This window comes from Chryseobacterium sp. NG-CE01, assembly GCF_055695505.1.
Window position 1 is genome coordinate 782,467 of the sequence record NZ_CM146369.1, and the last position, 17,278, is coordinate 799,744.

Consider the following 17,278-nt stretch of genomic DNA (forward strand, 5'->3'; position numbering starts at 1 on the left):
AAATTTGTTTAAGAAAAATAATTGTAATACCTTTGTAAAATAGTTTTACAAATAAATATACCTGATAATCAATAATTTAATTATTTTAAAATAAATTGACTGATTTAGATTTATTACACTTTGAGCAGCTGAAAAAGGATGTACAGGCTCAATATCTGAAAGAACATACCCCTTCCTATGATGATATTTCTAAATGGAAGGGAATCGATATCATTTATTTTCAGGAAGACCTCCGCAAAAAAGCGAAAGGAAACATCAGCGAAAAATCTTTTTACACCTATTTTAAAAATTCTCCCGTTACCAAATTACCAAGAATTGACATGCTCAATTTATTGAGTATTTATGCAGGATACGACTCGTGGTACGGATTCAAGAAGCAGCATCTTTTTGCCGGAGAATTATTAAAAGATGACGAAGATATCAGCGATGAAGATCTTGCAGAAATGGAAAAAACAGTTTCGGGATCTCCTAATCTCCCGACACATGAAAATCCGGCACAAAAACAGCCTGAAAAAATAGCTAATATTGCCGATTTACAAAAATCTACTACTGAAAATCAATCTCTTAACAAAACAGAAGAAACAATAACAGTAAGTAAAACCAACGAGCTAAAACCTAAGAAAAATTTCATCAGAAAAAATGTCTGGGCCCTTGTAACGTCTGTTCTGGTTATTCTGACCGGTCTTTTAGGATTCAAAGATGTTCTTTTTTCACAAACATATAAGTACTGTTTTACGGATGCCGACCGAGGCGTCGGTGTTGTCAATACACTCGAAATAAAAGTGATTAAAGAAAATGAATCGCCGATTCTCTATAAAATAAAACCGGGAGAGTGTTTTTATTATTCGACCAAGGATAAAAACCTGAAAATGCAGATCAGCTCACCGTTCTATGAGTATCTGGAAATTAACAGGAGTCTTGAAAATGCTCCCGATGAAGAAATTATAGAGCTGAAACCTGACGATTATAAAATGGCGGCTTATTATTTCTCTATTAAAGACGCCAACGGCGATCCTGAAGAGCTTAAGAGAAAAAGAAACCAACTGGAAAGCTTAATCAGCAAAAATGCTGTTATCTACCAGATCTATGACAACAATATCTACGGAATAGAAAGACTGGACAAACAGAAATATATTACACTGGTCACCACACCGACGACTTCTTTAAAGAATTTGAGTGTAATAGAAATGAAAAAAGACAATAACGGAAAGATCATCTCCATCAAATTTAAAATTGCAACAGATGAAAAGAATAAATAACTTTTTAATTTTTACGGTATGGCTTCTTGCATTTGTTTCCTGTAACAACAAGAAAACAGAAATAAGTGATCTGGATAAGCTAAGAAACAGCAACAATACCAAAACCTATCCTGCGGTACAGATGGACAGCGCACAGGCGATCAATTATATCACGAAACAGAAAGTTCAGGAACTCCTGGATCTGTCGACACTTTATCTGTCGGGAAACAGAAACACGGAAATCGACACTGTAATCTATTCACAGATGCAGAGTTATTTCCATAAGCCGGACAGTCTCACCTTCAAAAATCTTTTCCATGAGCTGGACAGCCTAAAGGTAAAAGCAGTGAAGGTTAATAACCTGGAAGTCTATAAAGACATGCACAATAATGATACGCTGGATTTTGCGAAATTCAGTGTAGAATATTTCGACAATAAGAATAAATCTTTGGGGACATTTGAGAAAAATGCGCAGTACATCCTTGTTTCTACACCCAATACGAAGAAAGAATTCAAGTTTTTCTTCCTGAATTTTTATTCTAATCCATTACTGAAGAAAGACAGTACCTCGGTAGGAGTCACCAGATAGTCCAGGGGAATGTCATTTTCCCAGACATCATCGATATTTTCATCGGGGTTAAAATAATTAACTCCGATTTTTTTTGTCTTTTCAGAAAGTGTTTCAAAAAAGCCATCGTAGAAACCCTTTCCATAGCCTACTCTGTTTCCCTGGCTGTCGCAGTACAAAAGAGGTGTAATTACAAAATCAAAATCCAAAACTCCTGAATCTTCATCGGAAACCGGCTCGGAAATTCCCCAATTATTAAGTTCAAATTTTGAATCTGCAAATATTTCCACAGAAATCAGTTTTGTATCGACAATTTTTGGAACAAAGATCCTGATATCCCGACTTAAGAAGTAATCTATGAAAATCTGCGTATTAATTTCCTTAAATTTCTCAATCGGAATAAAAATATGTACTTTTTGACCTGAAAAAGGTTTAAAATAATCAACGAAATTTTTAAAAATATTTTCTGACAACAAGGCAACCTCATCAATGGACAAGGCTTTTCGCATTTCTAAATATCTTTTTCTAAGTTCAGACTTTTTCATAGCCAAATGTATAAAAAGATAGCGCTCCTACGGAGCGCCATTTATAAAATTGTAAACTACACAGATAAAATTTCTGCGGAATTGCTGTTATTTTACATCTATCAATCTAAAACCTTGTACAGTTTATCCGATAAACGTACTCTGAAGGGCAGTTCAAAAGTAATCTGATCTCCTTCTTTCGCCGTTTCACTGAAGTTTCCGTTAACAAAAATACTGGATATCACTACTTCCTGATCTCCTGTTGTAGGTCCGGAAATCAATACTTTATCTCCCACAGAAAGTCCATTATTTTCAATTAAAAACTGAGCAATTTTAGATTTTGAATAATAATGTTCTGCTTTCCCGATTAATGTTTTTTTAACTTTAATTTTCTGACGAATATCTTTTGTTTCGGCTTTTATTGCTTTTGCCAATGGCTTATCCGGCAAATCACCTGATTTCTTGAATTTCAAAGCTTCGGATTTCCCTTTTCTGAAGACCTTATTTCCCACCTGCAGACCTTTTCGCAGTTTCACCTGCTCTTCCCAAGGCAAATGAATGACTTCCTGGCATTCTGTTGAACAGCAGTTTTCCATTGCCGCTTTACATTCGTCACACTGGATAAACAGCAGATGACAGGCATCGTTTGCACAATTGGTATGATTGTCACAAGGTTTTCCGCACTGGTGGCATTGTGCAATAATATCGTCGGTAATTCTTTCTCCTAATCGGTGATCGAATACGAAGTTTTTACCGATAAACTTACTCTGGATTCCTTCTTCTTTGATCTGGCGGGTATATTCAATAATTCCACCTTCAAGCTGGAAAACATTCTTAAAGCCCTGGTGTTTGAAATATGCGCTTGCCTTTTCGCAACGGATTCCTCCGGTACAGTACATTAAAAGGTTTTTATCTTCTTTAAAATCCTGTAATTGTTCATTAATGATCGGCAGACTTTCCCTGAAGTTTTCCACATCAGGCGTAATGGCCCCTTCAAAATGTCCTACTTCACTTTCGTAATGATTTCTGAAATCTACGACAATCGTGTTCGGATCTTCAAGCAAACTATTAAATTCTTTTGCTTTTAAATGAACGCCTTTATTGGTAACATCAAAAGTTTCATCGTTCAGACCATCTGCTACGATTTTGTTTCTGACTTTGATGGTTAGTTTTAAAAATGAATGGTTATCCTGCTCCACCGCCACATTCAGACGAATACCTCTCATGAAATCATAGACTTCAAGCGTCTCGCGAAATGCCTCGAAATTGTCCGCCGGAACGCTCATCTGAGCATTGATTCCTTCATGAGCAACATAAATACGGCCCAGCGCATCAAGAGCATCCCAGGCTATAAATAAATCGTCACGGAATTTTTTAGGGTCTTCAATTTTGGCATACGCATAGAAAGATAATGTAAGGCGCTCTTTTCCGGCCTCATCTATAAGTCGAGCTCTTTCTTCTGCGCTTAAGGTGTTGTACAGTTGCATGCTATAAACGTTTTAAGTGAGAAAATTTTTGCAAAGATAATTATTTTTCAAAGATGGAAAAATATAACATTTGTCAGGTTCCGATGGTAATATTGGTATTCTTTTGGTGTTACTTAAGTGCAGAGATTATTTAACTTTATGACAATACGACATCAATATGTCAGAATGTCATTAAGATTTTTTTAAGGTTCGTTAATTACAATTTTAAATTTACGGGATGTTATATAAATTATTACAATTGCTGTTAAATTTTAGTTAAAATTGAAACAACGGATAACAAGTGCATACCTATTTAGCATTAAATTTGTTTACAATAAAACGAAAAAGTCTGTTTAATAATTAAATAAGAAAGATATATAATGAAGAGTACTTTAAAAAAACTATTACCATTTGCCGTAGTAGGAGTGATCTCAGGAGCTACTACCGTTGGAACATTACAATATTTTAATCACGACTCCAACAGTGCAGACCAGTCGTACTTTACGAAATCTGCTTCTGATGTAACGTTTGCAGGGATGAATTCTTCTGCTGTAGGCGATGATTTCGTGAAAGCAGCAAAGACGACTGTTCCTGCCGTTGTTACGATTAAAAATTATCAATCCCGATCTGCAAACCGCGCTTCCGAACAGGATCTTTTTGATTTCTTTTTCGGGGACCCTTTTGGAGGAAGAGGCCAGCAAAGACAACGACAACAACAGCAGGTTCCGGACAACATGCCTTCCGGAATGGGTTCTGGGGTAATCATTTCTCCCGACGGTTATATCATTTCAAACAATCACGTTGTGGCAGGAGCTAATAAACTGGAAGTGGTTTTAAGCAACAAAAAATCTTATATCGCAACATTGGTTGGCACTGACCCGAACACCGATATTTCCTTGCTGAAAATCGAAGAAAAAGGACTTCCATACCTGAACTTTGCAAATTCAGATAATATTGAAGTTGGCCAATGGGTACTTGCCGTAGGAAATCCGCTTGGTTTGAACTCTACGGTTACAGCAGGAATTGTTTCTGCAAAAGGAAGAGGTATCGGAATTTTAAGCTCACAAGGTAAAGCGGCCAATCCGATCGAAAGCTTTATCCAGACTGACGCAGCGATCAATCCCGGAAACTCAGGAGGTGCTTTAGTAAATACAAATGGTGAACTTATCGGTATTAACTCAGCCATTCAATCTACCACAGGTTATTACCAGGGATACGGATTTGCAGTTCCTTCTAATTTAGCCAGAAAAATTGTCGAAGATATTAAGAAATTCGGTATTGTACAGAGAGGTTTCCTTGGAGTACAATCTTTAGATTTATCCAACGATATGCAGGTGGCTGCTTATAACAAGGAGAAGAAGTCCAATATCAAAGCTGGTTCCGGAGTGTATGTAACCGGTTTCGGAGATAACAGCGGCGCTGAAGATGCAGGATTAAAAGTAGGTGACGTTATCACAAAAATTGATAATACGGCAGTAACTGATTTTGCAGATCTATCGATTGCTATCGGAAGCAAACGTCCGGGTGATAAAGTAGCCGTAACCTATTTAAGAAACGGTAAAGAAAACACTACTACTGTAACTCTGAAAGACCAGAAAGGCGGAACCTCAACGAGAACAAAAGCTGATTTGAGCGTTACTGAAAAAATCGGCGCCGAATTCGATCCTCTAAGCGAAAGATTCAAAACAGACTACGGATTGAACAGCGGTGTGGTTGCTAAAAATGTAACAGAAGGAAGTGAAATTGCCAAAATAGGAATCGTAGACAATTATATTGTTATCGAGATCAACGGGAAGCCTGTAAATTCACAGAAAGATGTAGAAAAGATTCTTGATAAATACTCAGGAAATGTATCGGTAAAATTTGTGGATGCTTACGGACAGATTTATACAAGAGGATTTAAAATGCCTTAATATCATTTAGCATATATCTAAAAACGCTGCCAATGGCAGCGTTTTTTTATGATTGATTTACCTTTTCGGAGATTCTTTTTTTGTTTTTGCGTTCATAAATAATTTCTACAATCTTTCCGCCTATCCAGGAAAACGGGAAGAACGTCAGGAAAATAGAAATTTTATAAAAGGTAGGATGATAAGGAAAAACAATAACATCCAGCATAGCCAGAAATAGCATGATAAAGCCAATAAGTATTGCATAAGCCACCTTGGCATATTTAACGATCATTGCAGTAGCAACTCCTCCCACTGTTGTTCCCAGTCCTGAAATAAACAAAAGAAAGCCAAAAAATGCATCATCATTCTGCATGCTTTGAAGAAATCTCTGCCAGTGCTCAAACGGAGCAAAAGCTTCGAAAGTAACCCATTGCGGAAACACTCTTATACCAAGAGTAATGATGAGCCCGGCAATTCCAAGGCCTACAATAACCGCAATTGTATTTCTTATAAAGTTCATTAATCCTGATGAGCGATCATAGAAATTTCGATATCCACATTTTTCGGCAGGCATGAAACCTGTACTGTTTCACGGGCCGGGAAGCTTTCTGCATCAAGGTACGATGCATAAATATCATTCATTACTGCAAAATCATCCATATTTTTAAGAAAGATCGTTGCCTTAACAACATTCTTAAATGTCATTCCTGCTTCCGTAAGAATAGCTTCCAGATTTTTCATTACCTGATGTGTTTCTTTTTCAATCCCTTCCACCAATTTACCTGTTGCAGGATCTACAGGAATCTGACCCGAAATATACAAAACCCCGTTTGCCATATTGGCCTGCGAATAAGGCCCGATTGCTGCAGGAGCATTTACAGTGTTGATTATTTTTTTCATTAGAATTTATTTTGGGTGCAAATATAAAATTTATATTCTATTTCTATAATCAAATATCAAATCTAATGCTAAAATGGTGCATTCGGCTGTGTAAAACTTCTGTCTTTGTATTTCAGGGCATCACTTAAGATATTGGCTTTGATACCGATAAAGAAATCATACACCTTATACTGCCCGAAAGGGACCCAGTTGAAATTAATGGTAAAACTTCGCTGATCTCTGGCAAAACCGATTCTCGTATAAGCCAATTGCTTGGTCACCATATCATAATGTGTACTTGCATTGATATTCCAGAACGGAGTGAGCTTAATGCTGCCATCAAGACCTACCGAAGCCAGCCTGGTAGGAGTTCTTGAAGCGTAGCTTTTGGTGTAGGCATAATTGGCATTTACATTCAGGGTCCAGGCCTGGTCAAAATGAGCATAATTATCGTCATCAAAATAATAATTTTCGTTTCTCACCTCACCTTTCGACTGATATTTTTTGGAATAATCTGTTTTCTCCCCGAATATTTCGCTGCTTAAAGGATAAGAAAGCTGTACATTGAATCCCTGTACACTGAAACCTCCCAGTTCTTCCGTTCTGATTCCCACATCCTGACCAGGAAGATAAATGATTTTATAGGGATCTAATGATAAACTTGTGTTTACGCTTAATTTATTATCAAAGAACGAAGACTGCCCATTGATCGTAATGATGGAAAAAGGGTGATCTTTTGCAGCAAAATTGTAATTTCCTGCCAGGTTTAAAGATTCAAAAAGTTTTACTTTTTTTACTCCCGTAGAGTCTTTTTTAGATCTCACCTTCATTTCAACATTATTTCCGATATTGAATCCTAGTGCACCAACCATTCCGCTGCTCGGCGTTCCTACAATCCCTCCTTCAAAGATAGAATAAGGCGTTAAAGCTCCGTTGGCATCATAATAATTTTTGTAATATCCGAAACCTGCACCGCCGAAATCAGGAGAATAGGTAAATCCGACACTCGGTGTAATCATGTGCCTGATGGCTTCAATGGCAGAGCCTTTCTTGAAGTTTGCCTGTCCGTATAAGGTCGTCTGAATACTTGCCGTGGTCGAAAACGTAGAATATCCCGCGATTCCTTTATCAGTGGCTGTTACAGGTTTATTGGCTATAGGATCGTAATATTTTTTAATAGTTTTGGTCGTTAGGGCGTTATCAATATTTGCTCCTAAACTGAAAGTGAAATATTTAGCAATTGTAGTATTGGTTCCCAAAGCAATATTATTTTTAAGGCCGGTCTGCATTTTATCCCACATCGCCGCAGTAAAAAGCTCTCCTTCATTGGTCTGTACGAAGTTGGTAAGGTTAAGCCCTGTATTTACAGTAATATTCTCAAGCAAACCGGTTCTTGTTCCGGTTTTAGATCCGAAGAGATAAAACTGATTGATCGCTACGTTCATCTGCGGAAGACGGAGATCTGCCAGTCCGGTAGCAAAGTTCTGGGAATAAGATGCTGTTGCCGTAATGGTTGCCGGCAGTCTCAAAAATCTCTTGGTAACAGTTACCGTTGAGTTTTGCTGGGTATTTAATACGTTCTGATTTAAAATATAATTATTGTTCAGGGTATTGTTGTAAAACTTCGTACTTACAATGTCCACAGATGCAGAAAAATTAAGAAACGGATTTGATTTCGCATCCTGCGTATGTCTCCAGGCGATTCTGTAGGTACTTGTTTTTCCGTAATCGTCCAGCCCTTTGATTCCTCGCACTGCTGTTCCTATATCTGCCGAGAAATTCCCTGAATAACGGTACTTTTTAACGTAATTCATTTCCGGGCGTAAGTTCCAGCTTCCTTTTGTATAGATATCAGCAAGAACTTTAAGGTCAAAATGTTCTCCGATGGGCTGATAATATCCTATCCCATTCAGGAAAAACCCTACATCCTGTCTTTCCCCGAAACTGGGAATCAGGATACCTGCCGATCTTTTATCCGAAAAAGGCAAAATAGCAAAAGGCATGATAAGCGGCGTCGGAACCTGCTCGATATACATCTGGATTGGTCCGGAGATAATAGAAGATTTGTTTTTGGTTTTAACCAGTTTTATATTTGATGCCCGCAAATGATAATCTGCTGCGGTATCTTTCTTTTTAATAAAATAGTCGTCGGTTGTATAGTTTGCCCGTCTCATAGCGAAAACGGAATCGTTGTACTTTTTTGTTTTCTCAGCGACAATTACACCTTCATTTTCTTCGGTTCTGGCATTAAATGCAACGGCTTTTTTCGTTTTTGTGTTGTACTGAAATTCGTCTGTTTCATACTTCTTCCCTGCCTGTGTGATTACAGCAGGTTCTATGTATCTTCCTAAAGAATCCTGCTTTCCGCGTGCATACATAAGGCTTTTGCCCTCATCGATGGAAATATAATCTGCATCGATCTGAACATCCTGGTATTTTACCTGAGCATTTTTATTCAGATAAATCATTTTTTTCTGAAAATCCCTGCGGTTATAGTCTGCTTTAGTCTGTAGAACACTTTCCAGGGGTTCTTTTTTCAGAACGATCGTATCTTGCTTGGGGATAGTGTCATTAACCGTATTCTTAGTCAATTTTTCAGGACCTTGCTGTGCTAAAAAACTGTTAAAAATTAGGATAATTAAAATTTGTAATATATTTTTGGAGACGGTTTTGGCCAATTTATTTGTTATATTTATTTATATACAATTAAGGCTCAAAATTAATATAATTTTTAAAACTGTAGGATGCACAACGTAAATTTTAAAATAATTTTATCATTTCTCCTTCTTCTTTCGGTCAACTTTATTTTTTCACAAAAGAAATTCACCATTGTTCTGGATGCAGGACATGGGGGAAATGATCACGGAGCCAACAGAACCTATGATGATATAGGCAGAATTGCTGAAAAAGATATTACTCTTGCCATTACTTTAAAAGTAGGAGCAATGCTTGAAAAAAACAAAGATTTCAAGGTAATTTACACAAGAAAAATAGACGAATATCCTTCTCTATCAGACAGAACCAATCTTGCCAACCGAAGCAAAGCCGATCTTTTTATTTCCATTCACTGTAATTCGTCAAAAAAGCCAACGGCTTACGGAACCGAAACTTTTGTACAGGGACCGGACCAGAACGATACGAACCTGGAAGTTGCCAAAAGGGAAAATGATGTGATCTTCCTGGATGAAAAAGATAAACAGACCTTTGGTTCTTATGATGCAAGTTCCCCGGAATCTTTAATTGCCCTAAAGCTCCAGCAAAGTAAGTATCTTGAATCGAGCCTTCTCCTGGGAGGGCTGGTGGAAAATAATTTTGTGAATAAAGACAAGAGAAGTTCCCGCGGTGTTTTCCAGAAAAACCTGCACGTTCTCCGTATGAATGCGATGCCTTCGGTACTGATCGAAACAGGATTCATCAACCATCCGGAAGAAAGCCATTACCTGGCTTCCGAGAAAGGCCAGGATGAAATTGCAGAGAGTATTTATAAAGCAGTTATTGATTATAAAAAAGCCGTCGACCGTAAATCAGGATATGTTGCGTCTACGAAAAAACCGGAGCCGGAAAAACCAGTGGAAGTTGCCCTGAAAAACGATTTCAGAATTTTACTGCTAAGTTCTCCTACAAAATATAATGATGGGGACCCTGCCCTGAAAGGATTAAATTATATCCTTCCTATTAAAGAAAACGGACAGTACAAATATTATTACGGCGTGACCAATCTGGCTTCTGTGAGAGACATCAACATTAAAACAGCTAAAGATGCAGGATTCCGCAATGCATATGCAGTAGGTTTTATGCCGAACCAGAAACTAAACAGCGGCTATTACACTATTGAAGTCTACACCGGAGATAAACTGAACGGAAATTCATTCATTCTTCAGACCCTGAAAGATGTAGAGAGAAACAAGGAAAGCGGTGTTTTCTATTATACTTACGGAAAAGTACAAACCCTGGAAGATGCGGTAAAACTTCAGAAAGATCTTGAAGCCAAAGGCATTAAGAATACGGTCATTCAAAAAGTAGCTAAATAAAGCAATATAATTTTGAAGTTAAAAAGTTAATGATTACTTTTGCAACCTCAAAATTTGGCCTATTCGTCTAGTGGTCAGGACTCAAGATTTTCATTCTTGCAACAGGGGTTCGATTCCCCTATAGGCTACGGAATACAAGAACTATCCCTGATCTGTAAAGTTCAGGGATTTTTTTTATTTTGAAATATAAATTTTGAACACCTATATCTCAACCCGTTTATTTTCCTGTTTTGAACAAACATTATGTTAAAAAAATCATGCACATTGTGAGGTTTTTATCTCAAAAAGCATCTTAAAATATACAGAGGCATTTTGTTTGAAAGAAAAAAATATTATCTTTGCACCGCTTTAAAGAAGAATGTTTTTCTTTATAAAAGCCACAAATGTATATCATGCCGGATTTAAAAATACAGGAAGCAAAATTGCTTTTCAAAAAAATCCACTCTAACCCAAAAAGTTACGATTTAAGAATCAATGAAGACGGGATTACAGGCAGTGATGATGAAATAAGTTTCAGACTTTACAGGAGAGAAGAAAGAGTCGATTTTGCAGTAACGATTGACGGACTTACCTTCACCAATACCACTGGAGAATGGAACAACGCGATGGCCATGCTTACGGCAACCATCAAAAAATTAGAAAGAGAAGAAGAGAATATTAAAATAGAACAGGCAATAGGAAAACTCCGAAAATATTTATCAGAAGAAAATTAAAAATTTTTAAAGATAAATTTGGCAGATAAAAAAAAAGTTTTTACTTTTGCACTCACATTTGAACGATATGGCAAATCATAAATCAGCATTAAAAAGAATTAGACAAAACGAAGTAAGAAGACTTCGTAACAGATACTACCACAAGACTGCTAGAACAGCAATGAAGGTGTTAAGAAATGAAGAAAACAAAGCTGCTGCTACAGAGCAATTGCCAAAAGTTATCGCTTTGTTGGATAAATTAGCTAAGAAAAATATTATCCACAAAAACAAAGCTGCTAACTTAAAAAGCAAATTAACTAAGCACGTTAACAAACTAGCTTAATAAGTATAGTTGGCCCGTTCGTCTATCGGTTAGGACCTCAGATTTTCATTCTGGTAAGAGGGGTTCGATTCCCCTACGGGCTACAAAATTTAATTACTATTCTAACCTGGTAATTAATAAGAGTTGATACTTATAAAAACAAAAAAACTAACATACTGGTAACAGTAGAAGATAGCTGGCCCGTTCGTCTATCGGTTAGGACCTCAGATTTTCATTCTGGTAAGAGGGGTTCGATTCCCCTACGGGCTACTTAAAGAGAGATTCAAATTTTGAGTCTCTTTTTTATTTTTCTACTGACTCCTATCTACTTTATTGATTCAAAACTGATATTATAAAACCTTCACCATAAGATGAAGGTTATAAATTTATAAGTCTTGCTGAATCTAAATCCCAACATTCAGAAAAATACTGAACCTTGATTTCGCTTCAATGTCACCTCCGGCAAGATTGGTATAAGCAGGAAGCATCACTTCACTACCCAAACTGAATTTTTTATATGAGGCTTCAAAACCTAGCTTTCCGTACAAAGCACTTCCGGCGGTTTTGGGTATTACTTCACCAAACTGCCTGTTCCAGTCGTAGGCTTCTCCCTGCATTCCGACTTTCCCTGAAAAAATGCTGTTCTTATTTTTCCAGAGCCTGTAAAATCCTGTTGCAGCATAATTCCACTGGTTCCCGAAACGGTAATATTTCTTATTTTCAGTTTTCAAAGTATAGTCTGTGTTCAGCAGCACTGCCAGTTTATCCTTTTGAAATTTATAATTCAAAACCATCTGATAATCCCAGCTTCCTGTTCCCAACTGAAAGCTCGGATTTACTCCTGACATTCCTTTTTCATCAAATTTTCCGATCGGTATTTTCACTCCCAAGCCTCCGTTCAGCTGATGGGAAGAATCTTTGGAATCCAGGAACTGATAAATTCCCATAATATTCGCATCTCCGATTCCTTCAATTCTGATATCTCCCTGCAACGTTTTTTTGGTATGAAACTGAAACGGAACACTTGCATACATGCTTACATTTTTAGCAACCGGAATTTTCCCCCAGAGCTGGAGTGTATTGAAATACTGATCCTGCGTAAGATCATTGACAAATAAATTTTCTTTCGCCCGGTAATGCTGTGCAAAGTATTTAACTCCGATGAACTGAGGATTCAGTAAAGATTCAAAGCCGGAAGATCCGTTTCCTGCGGCACAGCCACATGCATCACAATCATCAAAAAAAATTGGGCTGAGTTCTTTAGGAACCAATAAGCTGTCATGGATTTCTTTCGCCTGGCCAAAAAAGCATCCGGCGAAACCCAAGGTTAAAAATATCTTCTTCATGATTTATTATTCTGCAAATTTTGGGTTCATTATAAAGTTTTTATCACTTAAAGTTTTTAGAAAAGTGATGATGTTCTGTTTTTCTAAAGACGTCATTGGGATTCCGATGTGTCCGTTTTGTTTCAGCAGCGGATCGAGATTAGGCTGGTTTTCTACATTTTCAGAATAAAAGTTCATGACCGCTTCTAAACTGTAAAATCTTCCGTCATGCATATACGGAGCGGTATATTCTACATTTCTGAGACTTGGAACCCGAAATTTCATATTGTCATTCCAATCCAGTGTTACCCGATATCTTCCTCTGTCATCTAATTGCGGATTATAATACATTCCCGTATTCCGATAGCTTTCATCGGTAAACAGATCTCCGGAATGGCAAGACGCACATTTATTTTGAAACAGAGCCATTCCCTGACTTTCTTCAGCATTAAAAACTGCGTTCCCTTTTTTCATCCGGTCATACTTTGAATCCGCAGAAATCATGGTTACCATAAACTGGGAAATCGCTTTGAGAATTTTTTCACCGGTAATATTTTCATCCCCGAATGCTGCCATAAACATTTTTTTGTAATTCGCATCAGCATTTAGCTTGGCTACGGCTTCAGGAAGAGAACTGTCCATCTCAAAATCAGTCGTGATGGGAACTAAGGATCTTTCATCAAGGTTATGACTTACCCCGTCCCAGGTATAATTTTTCAGAAATGCCATATTCTGTATCGGCGGGGCATTTCGGATCCCTAACCTGTCATCAATTCCATGACTTACTGTATGACCGTGATGGGTAAAGGCATATTCCTGAATATGGCAGAATCCGCATGAGATGGTATTGTTTCGGGATAATTTTCCTTCATAAAAAAGTTTTTTCCCCAGTGCCACGCCATTCACCGTGACCGGATTTCCTGTAATATCAAATATCATTTCCGGAAATCCTGAAGGTTTTTCAAGTTGGTATGTTTCATCTTTTGATAAAGGTTCGATAATTTCACTTTCTCCTGTACATGACATGAACAAACAGGCTATAAAAGCCAGAAAAACCCAGATAGCGCCTGGTTGTTCTTTTTTGGGTTGCTTAAAACAATTAATCATTGTGAACGTGATCTACTTTAAACATTTTTGAAATATTGTTTGTTACATTCACCAGATGCTGGTTCGATCCCATTGCCATGTCGTTGGAATTATCCAGTGTTAAAGCGGTCTGTCCGCTGAGATACTGATTTAGATCTGCCAGAATATGAACAGAAGGTGTAATTTCTTTTGAAACTCTTGCTGTTGTAGGAAAATCAAGGGTAATTTCACGATAAAGATCCGGTGTATTGTTGGCTGAGGTATTGCCTATGTTTCCGCAATGGTTCATAAATTCTGTTGCTGCCGAAGAAGTTCCGTATTTTCCTTCCAGTTTTGTGAAAATGTATCCTGCAGCCCAGGACCAAGCCATTCCCGCGGTTTTTGCTTTCTGCCAGAAAATTCCCTGTCCGTTCTGTCCCAAAAGATAAGCGGACTGACTGACGCCTAAACCGATTCTTACTTTTTTGTAATTATTTTTAGGAATTTCTTTCAGGTTGATGTAATTGATTCCGGCAACGGCTTCTGCCTGATCTACAATAAATGCTCCATTGTCGGGATCGTTGTAATGGTATCTGAATTCTCCCCCGTTCTCATCAATTAAGGTGATGTTGCTGATTATATATTTCAGGGTGGAAAACTGATGCTTTTGCCCGTTAACAGAAGTTTGGATGGTTTGGTTCAAAACGATATCTCCCAGATTATTGAATCCGTTTTCGATTTTTAGCTGAAGATTTCCCGGAGTGGAATCTGTCACCTCATCCTCGTCATTGTTTCGGCATGATGAAAGGGTAAATAAAGTGATGGCAATAAAGAATAGTGATAAAAATTTATAGATTTTCATTGTTGATTTTTTAGTGATAAAATATGTTGATATGCCCCATCGCGATAGGGATGGAAGCGGTTATCCTTTTTTTGGATTCTGACGAAGGCAGAATCTAAAAAAAGATAGTAGCGGACAGCCCGACCCGTGCAGCAGGAAAAGCCTGGGAAAGGGGATCGCCCAAAAAGATAAAATATACACTAAAAAACCGGTGGCCGGAAAATAGGTTTTGAAAACAGAAAGGCATACGCGTTTTCGTACAGAAAGTCGGAATTTGAAAAGAATGTATTTTCTGTGGTATAGATCTTGGTGATTTCAGGAAGAACATAAATATCCAGCAATTTCTGTCCTGAATTTTTTGTTTTGTTTAAAGGTGAAGAACTGTTGTCATTGGTTTTAGCAATTTCTTTAGTCAGATAACATTTTCCTTTACAGTGAATTTCGGAATTGTTTTTATTGATACACAATACTTCTGAGATATAATCATAATTTACAGCATATTCCACCAATGGTACCAGAGGCCTGAATACCACAAATAGTGTGAGAAATATGCTGCAAACTACGTTCACTGAATTATTTTTTGCTGGTTGCTTCTTCGTATCTTCTGCTGATTTCTTTCCAGTTGGTTACGTTCCAGATCGCTGTGAGATAATCTGCTCTTTTGTTCTGATATTTCAGATAATACGCATGTTCCCATACATCAATTCCGAAGATTGGTGTTCCTTTTTCTTCTACCACATCCATTAAAGGGTTATCCTGATTAGGAGTAGATGAAACGAATAATTTACCGTTTTTGTCCACAGAAAGCCATGCCCATCCCGATCCGAAACGGTCTGCCCCTGCTTTTGCCATCTTTGTTTTAAAAGCATCCATACTTCCAAAGGCATCATTGATTGCTTTTGCCAGTTTTGCTGAAGGCTGTGTATTTTTTTCTGGAGTTAAAACGGTCCAGAACAGTTCATGGTTGTAGTGTCCTCCTGCATTATTTCTCACGGCAGCCGGTAATTTTGAAGCATTCGACATGATCTCGAATAAGGTCTGTTTTTCCTGAGGCGTTCCGGCGATTGCCTTATTCAGATTTGCAACATACGCTGCCGCATGCTTGGAATAATGGATTTCCATGGTCTGCGCATCGATGTTTCCTTCCAACGCATTGTAGGCGTACGGAAGTGGAGTCTGCTTAAACTGAGCCATTGCAAACTGTGCCGCAAATACTGCACTTAAGGCAGCCATTTTCATAATTTTCATACTTTTTTATTTTAGGTGGTTTTATATTTTGGCTGGGAGTCGGAAGTTTGAAGCAGGAAGCTGTTTACATACCACATAAAACTTCCAGCCTTTAACTTCCATCTTCCCAACCTCTATTTCAACAATTTTTTAATATCTTCTATTAATATCTCGCGGTCCGGATGATATATCCCATTCAGCTTTGGCACTTTTCCTTCCGGATCTTCATAATTAAATCCTGAATAATAGAGAATCGGCATATTGTCCTTATTATACCGGCATCTGATATTTCCTTCTTTATCAACCAAGGCAATCATTCCGCTGTGGTTCAGGCTTTCACTTTCATCTTCCTTATCTCCGACATAAATATTAAACTCATCAGCAATTTTACCGATATAATCCCTGCTTCCTGTAAGAAAATGCCAGTTTGGAGATTTTACACCGATTCTTTCGGCATGTTCTTTCAAAGTTTGAGGTGTGTCGTTTTCAGGATCAATGCTGATGGAAATTATTCCGAATTCAGGATCATTGATTTCATCTTCGATGGCTCTCATATTGGTATTCATTACCGGACAAATCGTGGGACATCTGCTGAAGAAAAACTCCACCAGATATACTTTTCCCAACATATCTTTATCGGTTATTTTTTTATTGTTCTGATCGGTGAGCTCAAAGGCGGGGACTTTCATTACCGTATACAGATTTTTTTTGAAATAGCCCATTCCGATCCCGATCCCGAGGAAAAGTAAAGCAATGACCGCAATCGGAACAATTACTTTGCTTTTGGAGTTATTGGTATTTCTATTTTTGGACATATTTCTCAGGATTCTTTTTGAATTCGTCTTTGCAATAGGCACTGCAAAAACCGTACGTTTTATTTTTATAAACAGCGGTATCTTTCATGTCGGCATCAGTCGGCATATTACAGATCGGGTCTACTGCGTTGGCAAATTTCACCGGTTTTGCATCGGATTTTACTACTGTTTTTGCCTTTTTATGTTTTACTTTAGGTGTTTCCTGGGCACATGCCATTAATGAAACAGACAATAATGCTGTTAAAATAACTTTTGATTTCATTTTTATTTAAATTGAAAGTAATAATGATTTGAATGGATCGATTTTTAAACTAACCTTAATCATGAATTCCTTGCTTATCCTTAATTAATCATAATGTCTTCTAACGCAAAGATCACAAAGATTTTTTTATA

Annotated in this window: 18 protein-coding genes and 3 tRNA genes; 9 read left to right on the forward strand and 12 right to left on the reverse strand. The window is 37.5% G+C overall.

Features of this window, described 5'->3' with window-relative positions:
• Positions 1 to 95 precede the first annotated feature (95 nt).
• Both ACYT6F_RS03870 and ACYT6F_RS03875 read left to right on the forward strand, forming a co-directional pair.
• Entirely contained in the window at positions 96 to 1,259 is a 1,164-nt protein-coding gene (locus ACYT6F_RS03870) for a hypothetical protein (protein WP_472599955.1), read from the forward strand.
• On the forward strand, positions 1,243 to 1,827 hold the full coding sequence (locus ACYT6F_RS03875) for a hypothetical protein (protein ID WP_472599956.1): 585 nt from the start codon (positions 1,243 to 1,245) through the stop codon (positions 1,825 to 1,827). The genes ACYT6F_RS03870 and ACYT6F_RS03875 overlap by 17 nt, the downstream gene beginning before the upstream one ends.
• On the opposite strand, the gene ACYT6F_RS03880 is transcribed toward ACYT6F_RS03875, so the two are convergent.
• Together ACYT6F_RS03880 and trhO are read right to left on the reverse strand one after the other, a co-directional pair.
• Positions 1,773 to 2,351, reverse strand: coding sequence for a 5-formyltetrahydrofolate cyclo-ligase (locus tag ACYT6F_RS03880; protein ID WP_472599957.1), 579 nt, complete (start codon positions 2,349 to 2,351; stop codon positions 1,773 to 1,775). The genes ACYT6F_RS03875 and ACYT6F_RS03880 overlap by 55 nt on opposite strands.
• Before the next feature lie 101 nt (positions 2,352 to 2,452).
• Positions 2,453 to 3,817, reverse strand: coding sequence for an oxygen-dependent tRNA uridine(34) hydroxylase TrhO (gene trhO / locus ACYT6F_RS03885; RefSeq protein WP_472599958.1), 1,365 nt, complete (start codon positions 3,815 to 3,817; stop codon positions 2,453 to 2,455).
• A 359-nt stretch (positions 3,818 to 4,176) separates the two neighbouring features.
• On the opposite strand from trhO, the gene ACYT6F_RS03890 reads away from it, so the two are divergent.
• Positions 4,177 to 5,709, forward strand: coding sequence for a trypsin-like peptidase domain-containing protein (locus tag ACYT6F_RS03890; protein WP_472599959.1), 1,533 nt, complete (start codon positions 4,177 to 4,179; stop codon positions 5,707 to 5,709).
• A 46-nt stretch (positions 5,710 to 5,755) separates the two neighbouring features.
• On the opposite strand, the gene ACYT6F_RS03895 is transcribed toward ACYT6F_RS03890, so the two are convergent.
• The 3 genes from ACYT6F_RS03895 to ACYT6F_RS03905 all read right to left on the reverse strand — a co-directional run bounded on the left by ACYT6F_RS03895 (position 5,756) and on the right by ACYT6F_RS03905 (position 9,245).
• Entirely contained in the window at positions 5,756 to 6,208 is a 453-nt protein-coding gene (locus ACYT6F_RS03895) for a hypothetical protein (RefSeq protein ID WP_169231350.1), read from the reverse strand.
• A complete protein-coding gene (locus ACYT6F_RS03900; protein ID WP_374458624.1) occupies positions 6,208 to 6,588 on the reverse strand; it encodes a RidA family protein in 381 nt (126 codons plus the stop codon). Before ACYT6F_RS03900 ends, ACYT6F_RS03895 begins: the two co-directional genes overlap by 1 nt.
• A gap of 68 nt (positions 6,589 to 6,656) precedes the next feature.
• A complete protein-coding gene (locus tag ACYT6F_RS03905; RefSeq protein WP_472599960.1) occupies positions 6,657 to 9,245 on the reverse strand; it encodes a putative LPS assembly protein LptD in 2,589 nt (862 codons plus the stop codon).
• Positions 9,246 to 9,311: 66 nt separating this feature from the next.
• Between ACYT6F_RS03905 and ACYT6F_RS03910 the strand changes: the two genes are divergently transcribed.
• The 6 genes from ACYT6F_RS03910 (at position 9,312) to ACYT6F_RS03935 (ending at position 11,882) form a co-directional block, all read left to right on the forward strand.
• On the forward strand, positions 9,312 to 10,598 hold the full coding sequence (locus tag ACYT6F_RS03910) for an N-acetylmuramoyl-L-alanine amidase family protein (RefSeq protein ID WP_472599961.1): 1,287 nt from the start codon (positions 9,312 to 9,314) through the stop codon (positions 10,596 to 10,598).
• A 56-nt stretch (positions 10,599 to 10,654) separates the two neighbouring features.
• Positions 10,655 to 10,726: transfer RNA gene (locus ACYT6F_RS03915), tRNA-Glu, on the forward strand.
• Positions 10,727 to 10,990: 264 nt separating this feature from the next.
• Complete coding sequence (locus tag ACYT6F_RS03920) at positions 10,991 to 11,311, forward strand: hypothetical protein (protein ID WP_472599962.1); 321 nt, start codon at positions 10,991 to 10,993, stop codon at positions 11,309 to 11,311.
• A gap of 67 nt (positions 11,312 to 11,378) precedes the next feature.
• Positions 11,379 to 11,633 carry a 30S ribosomal protein S20 gene (gene rpsT, locus ACYT6F_RS03925; RefSeq protein ID WP_072883895.1) on the forward strand — a complete coding sequence of 85 codons (255 nt, stop codon included), beginning with the start codon at positions 11,379 to 11,381 and terminating at the stop codon, positions 11,631 to 11,633.
• An 11-nt stretch (positions 11,634 to 11,644) separates the two neighbouring features.
• A tRNA-Glu gene (locus ACYT6F_RS03930) sits at positions 11,645 to 11,716 on the forward strand.
• 94 nt (positions 11,717 to 11,810) lie between these two features.
• Positions 11,811 to 11,882, forward strand: a tRNA-Glu gene (locus tag ACYT6F_RS03935).
• Between the two features lie 134 nt (positions 11,883 to 12,016).
• Here the strand turns inward: ACYT6F_RS03935 and ACYT6F_RS03940 are convergent.
• The 7 genes from ACYT6F_RS03940 to ACYT6F_RS03970 all read right to left on the reverse strand — a co-directional run bounded on the left by ACYT6F_RS03940 (position 12,017) and on the right by ACYT6F_RS03970 (position 17,147).
• Positions 12,017 to 12,958, reverse strand: a complete 942-nt coding sequence (locus tag ACYT6F_RS03940; RefSeq protein WP_472599963.1) for a transporter — start codon at positions 12,956 to 12,958, stop codon at positions 12,017 to 12,019.
• A 6-nt stretch (positions 12,959 to 12,964) separates the two neighbouring features.
• Positions 12,965 to 13,963 (reverse strand): cytochrome-c peroxidase, encoded by a 999-nt coding sequence (locus ACYT6F_RS03945; RefSeq protein WP_472599964.1) that lies wholly within the window; start codon positions 13,961 to 13,963, stop codon positions 12,965 to 12,967.
• Between the two features lie 73 nt (positions 13,964 to 14,036).
• The gene (locus ACYT6F_RS03950) at positions 14,037 to 14,864 is read right to left on the reverse strand and encodes an MbnP family protein (protein ID WP_472599965.1); all 828 of its coding nucleotides are present in this window, start codon (positions 14,862 to 14,864) and stop codon (positions 14,037 to 14,039) included.
• 179 nt (positions 14,865 to 15,043) lie between these two features.
• Positions 15,044 to 15,412, reverse strand: coding sequence for a hypothetical protein (locus ACYT6F_RS03955; RefSeq protein WP_472599966.1), 369 nt, complete (start codon positions 15,410 to 15,412; stop codon positions 15,044 to 15,046).
• 4 nt (positions 15,413 to 15,416) lie between these two features.
• A complete protein-coding gene (locus tag ACYT6F_RS03960) occupies positions 15,417 to 16,091 on the reverse strand; it encodes a superoxide dismutase (RefSeq protein WP_472599967.1) in 675 nt (224 codons plus the stop codon).
• A 113-nt stretch (positions 16,092 to 16,204) separates the two neighbouring features.
• Entirely contained in the window at positions 16,205 to 16,885 is a 681-nt protein-coding gene (locus ACYT6F_RS03965) for an SCO family protein (RefSeq protein WP_472599968.1), read from the reverse strand.
• Positions 16,872 to 17,147 (reverse strand): YHS domain-containing protein, encoded by a 276-nt coding sequence (locus ACYT6F_RS03970; RefSeq protein WP_472599969.1) that lies wholly within the window; start codon positions 17,145 to 17,147, stop codon positions 16,872 to 16,874. The genes ACYT6F_RS03965 and ACYT6F_RS03970 overlap by 14 nt, the downstream gene beginning before the upstream one ends.
• Positions 17,148 to 17,278: the final 131 nt, after the last annotated feature.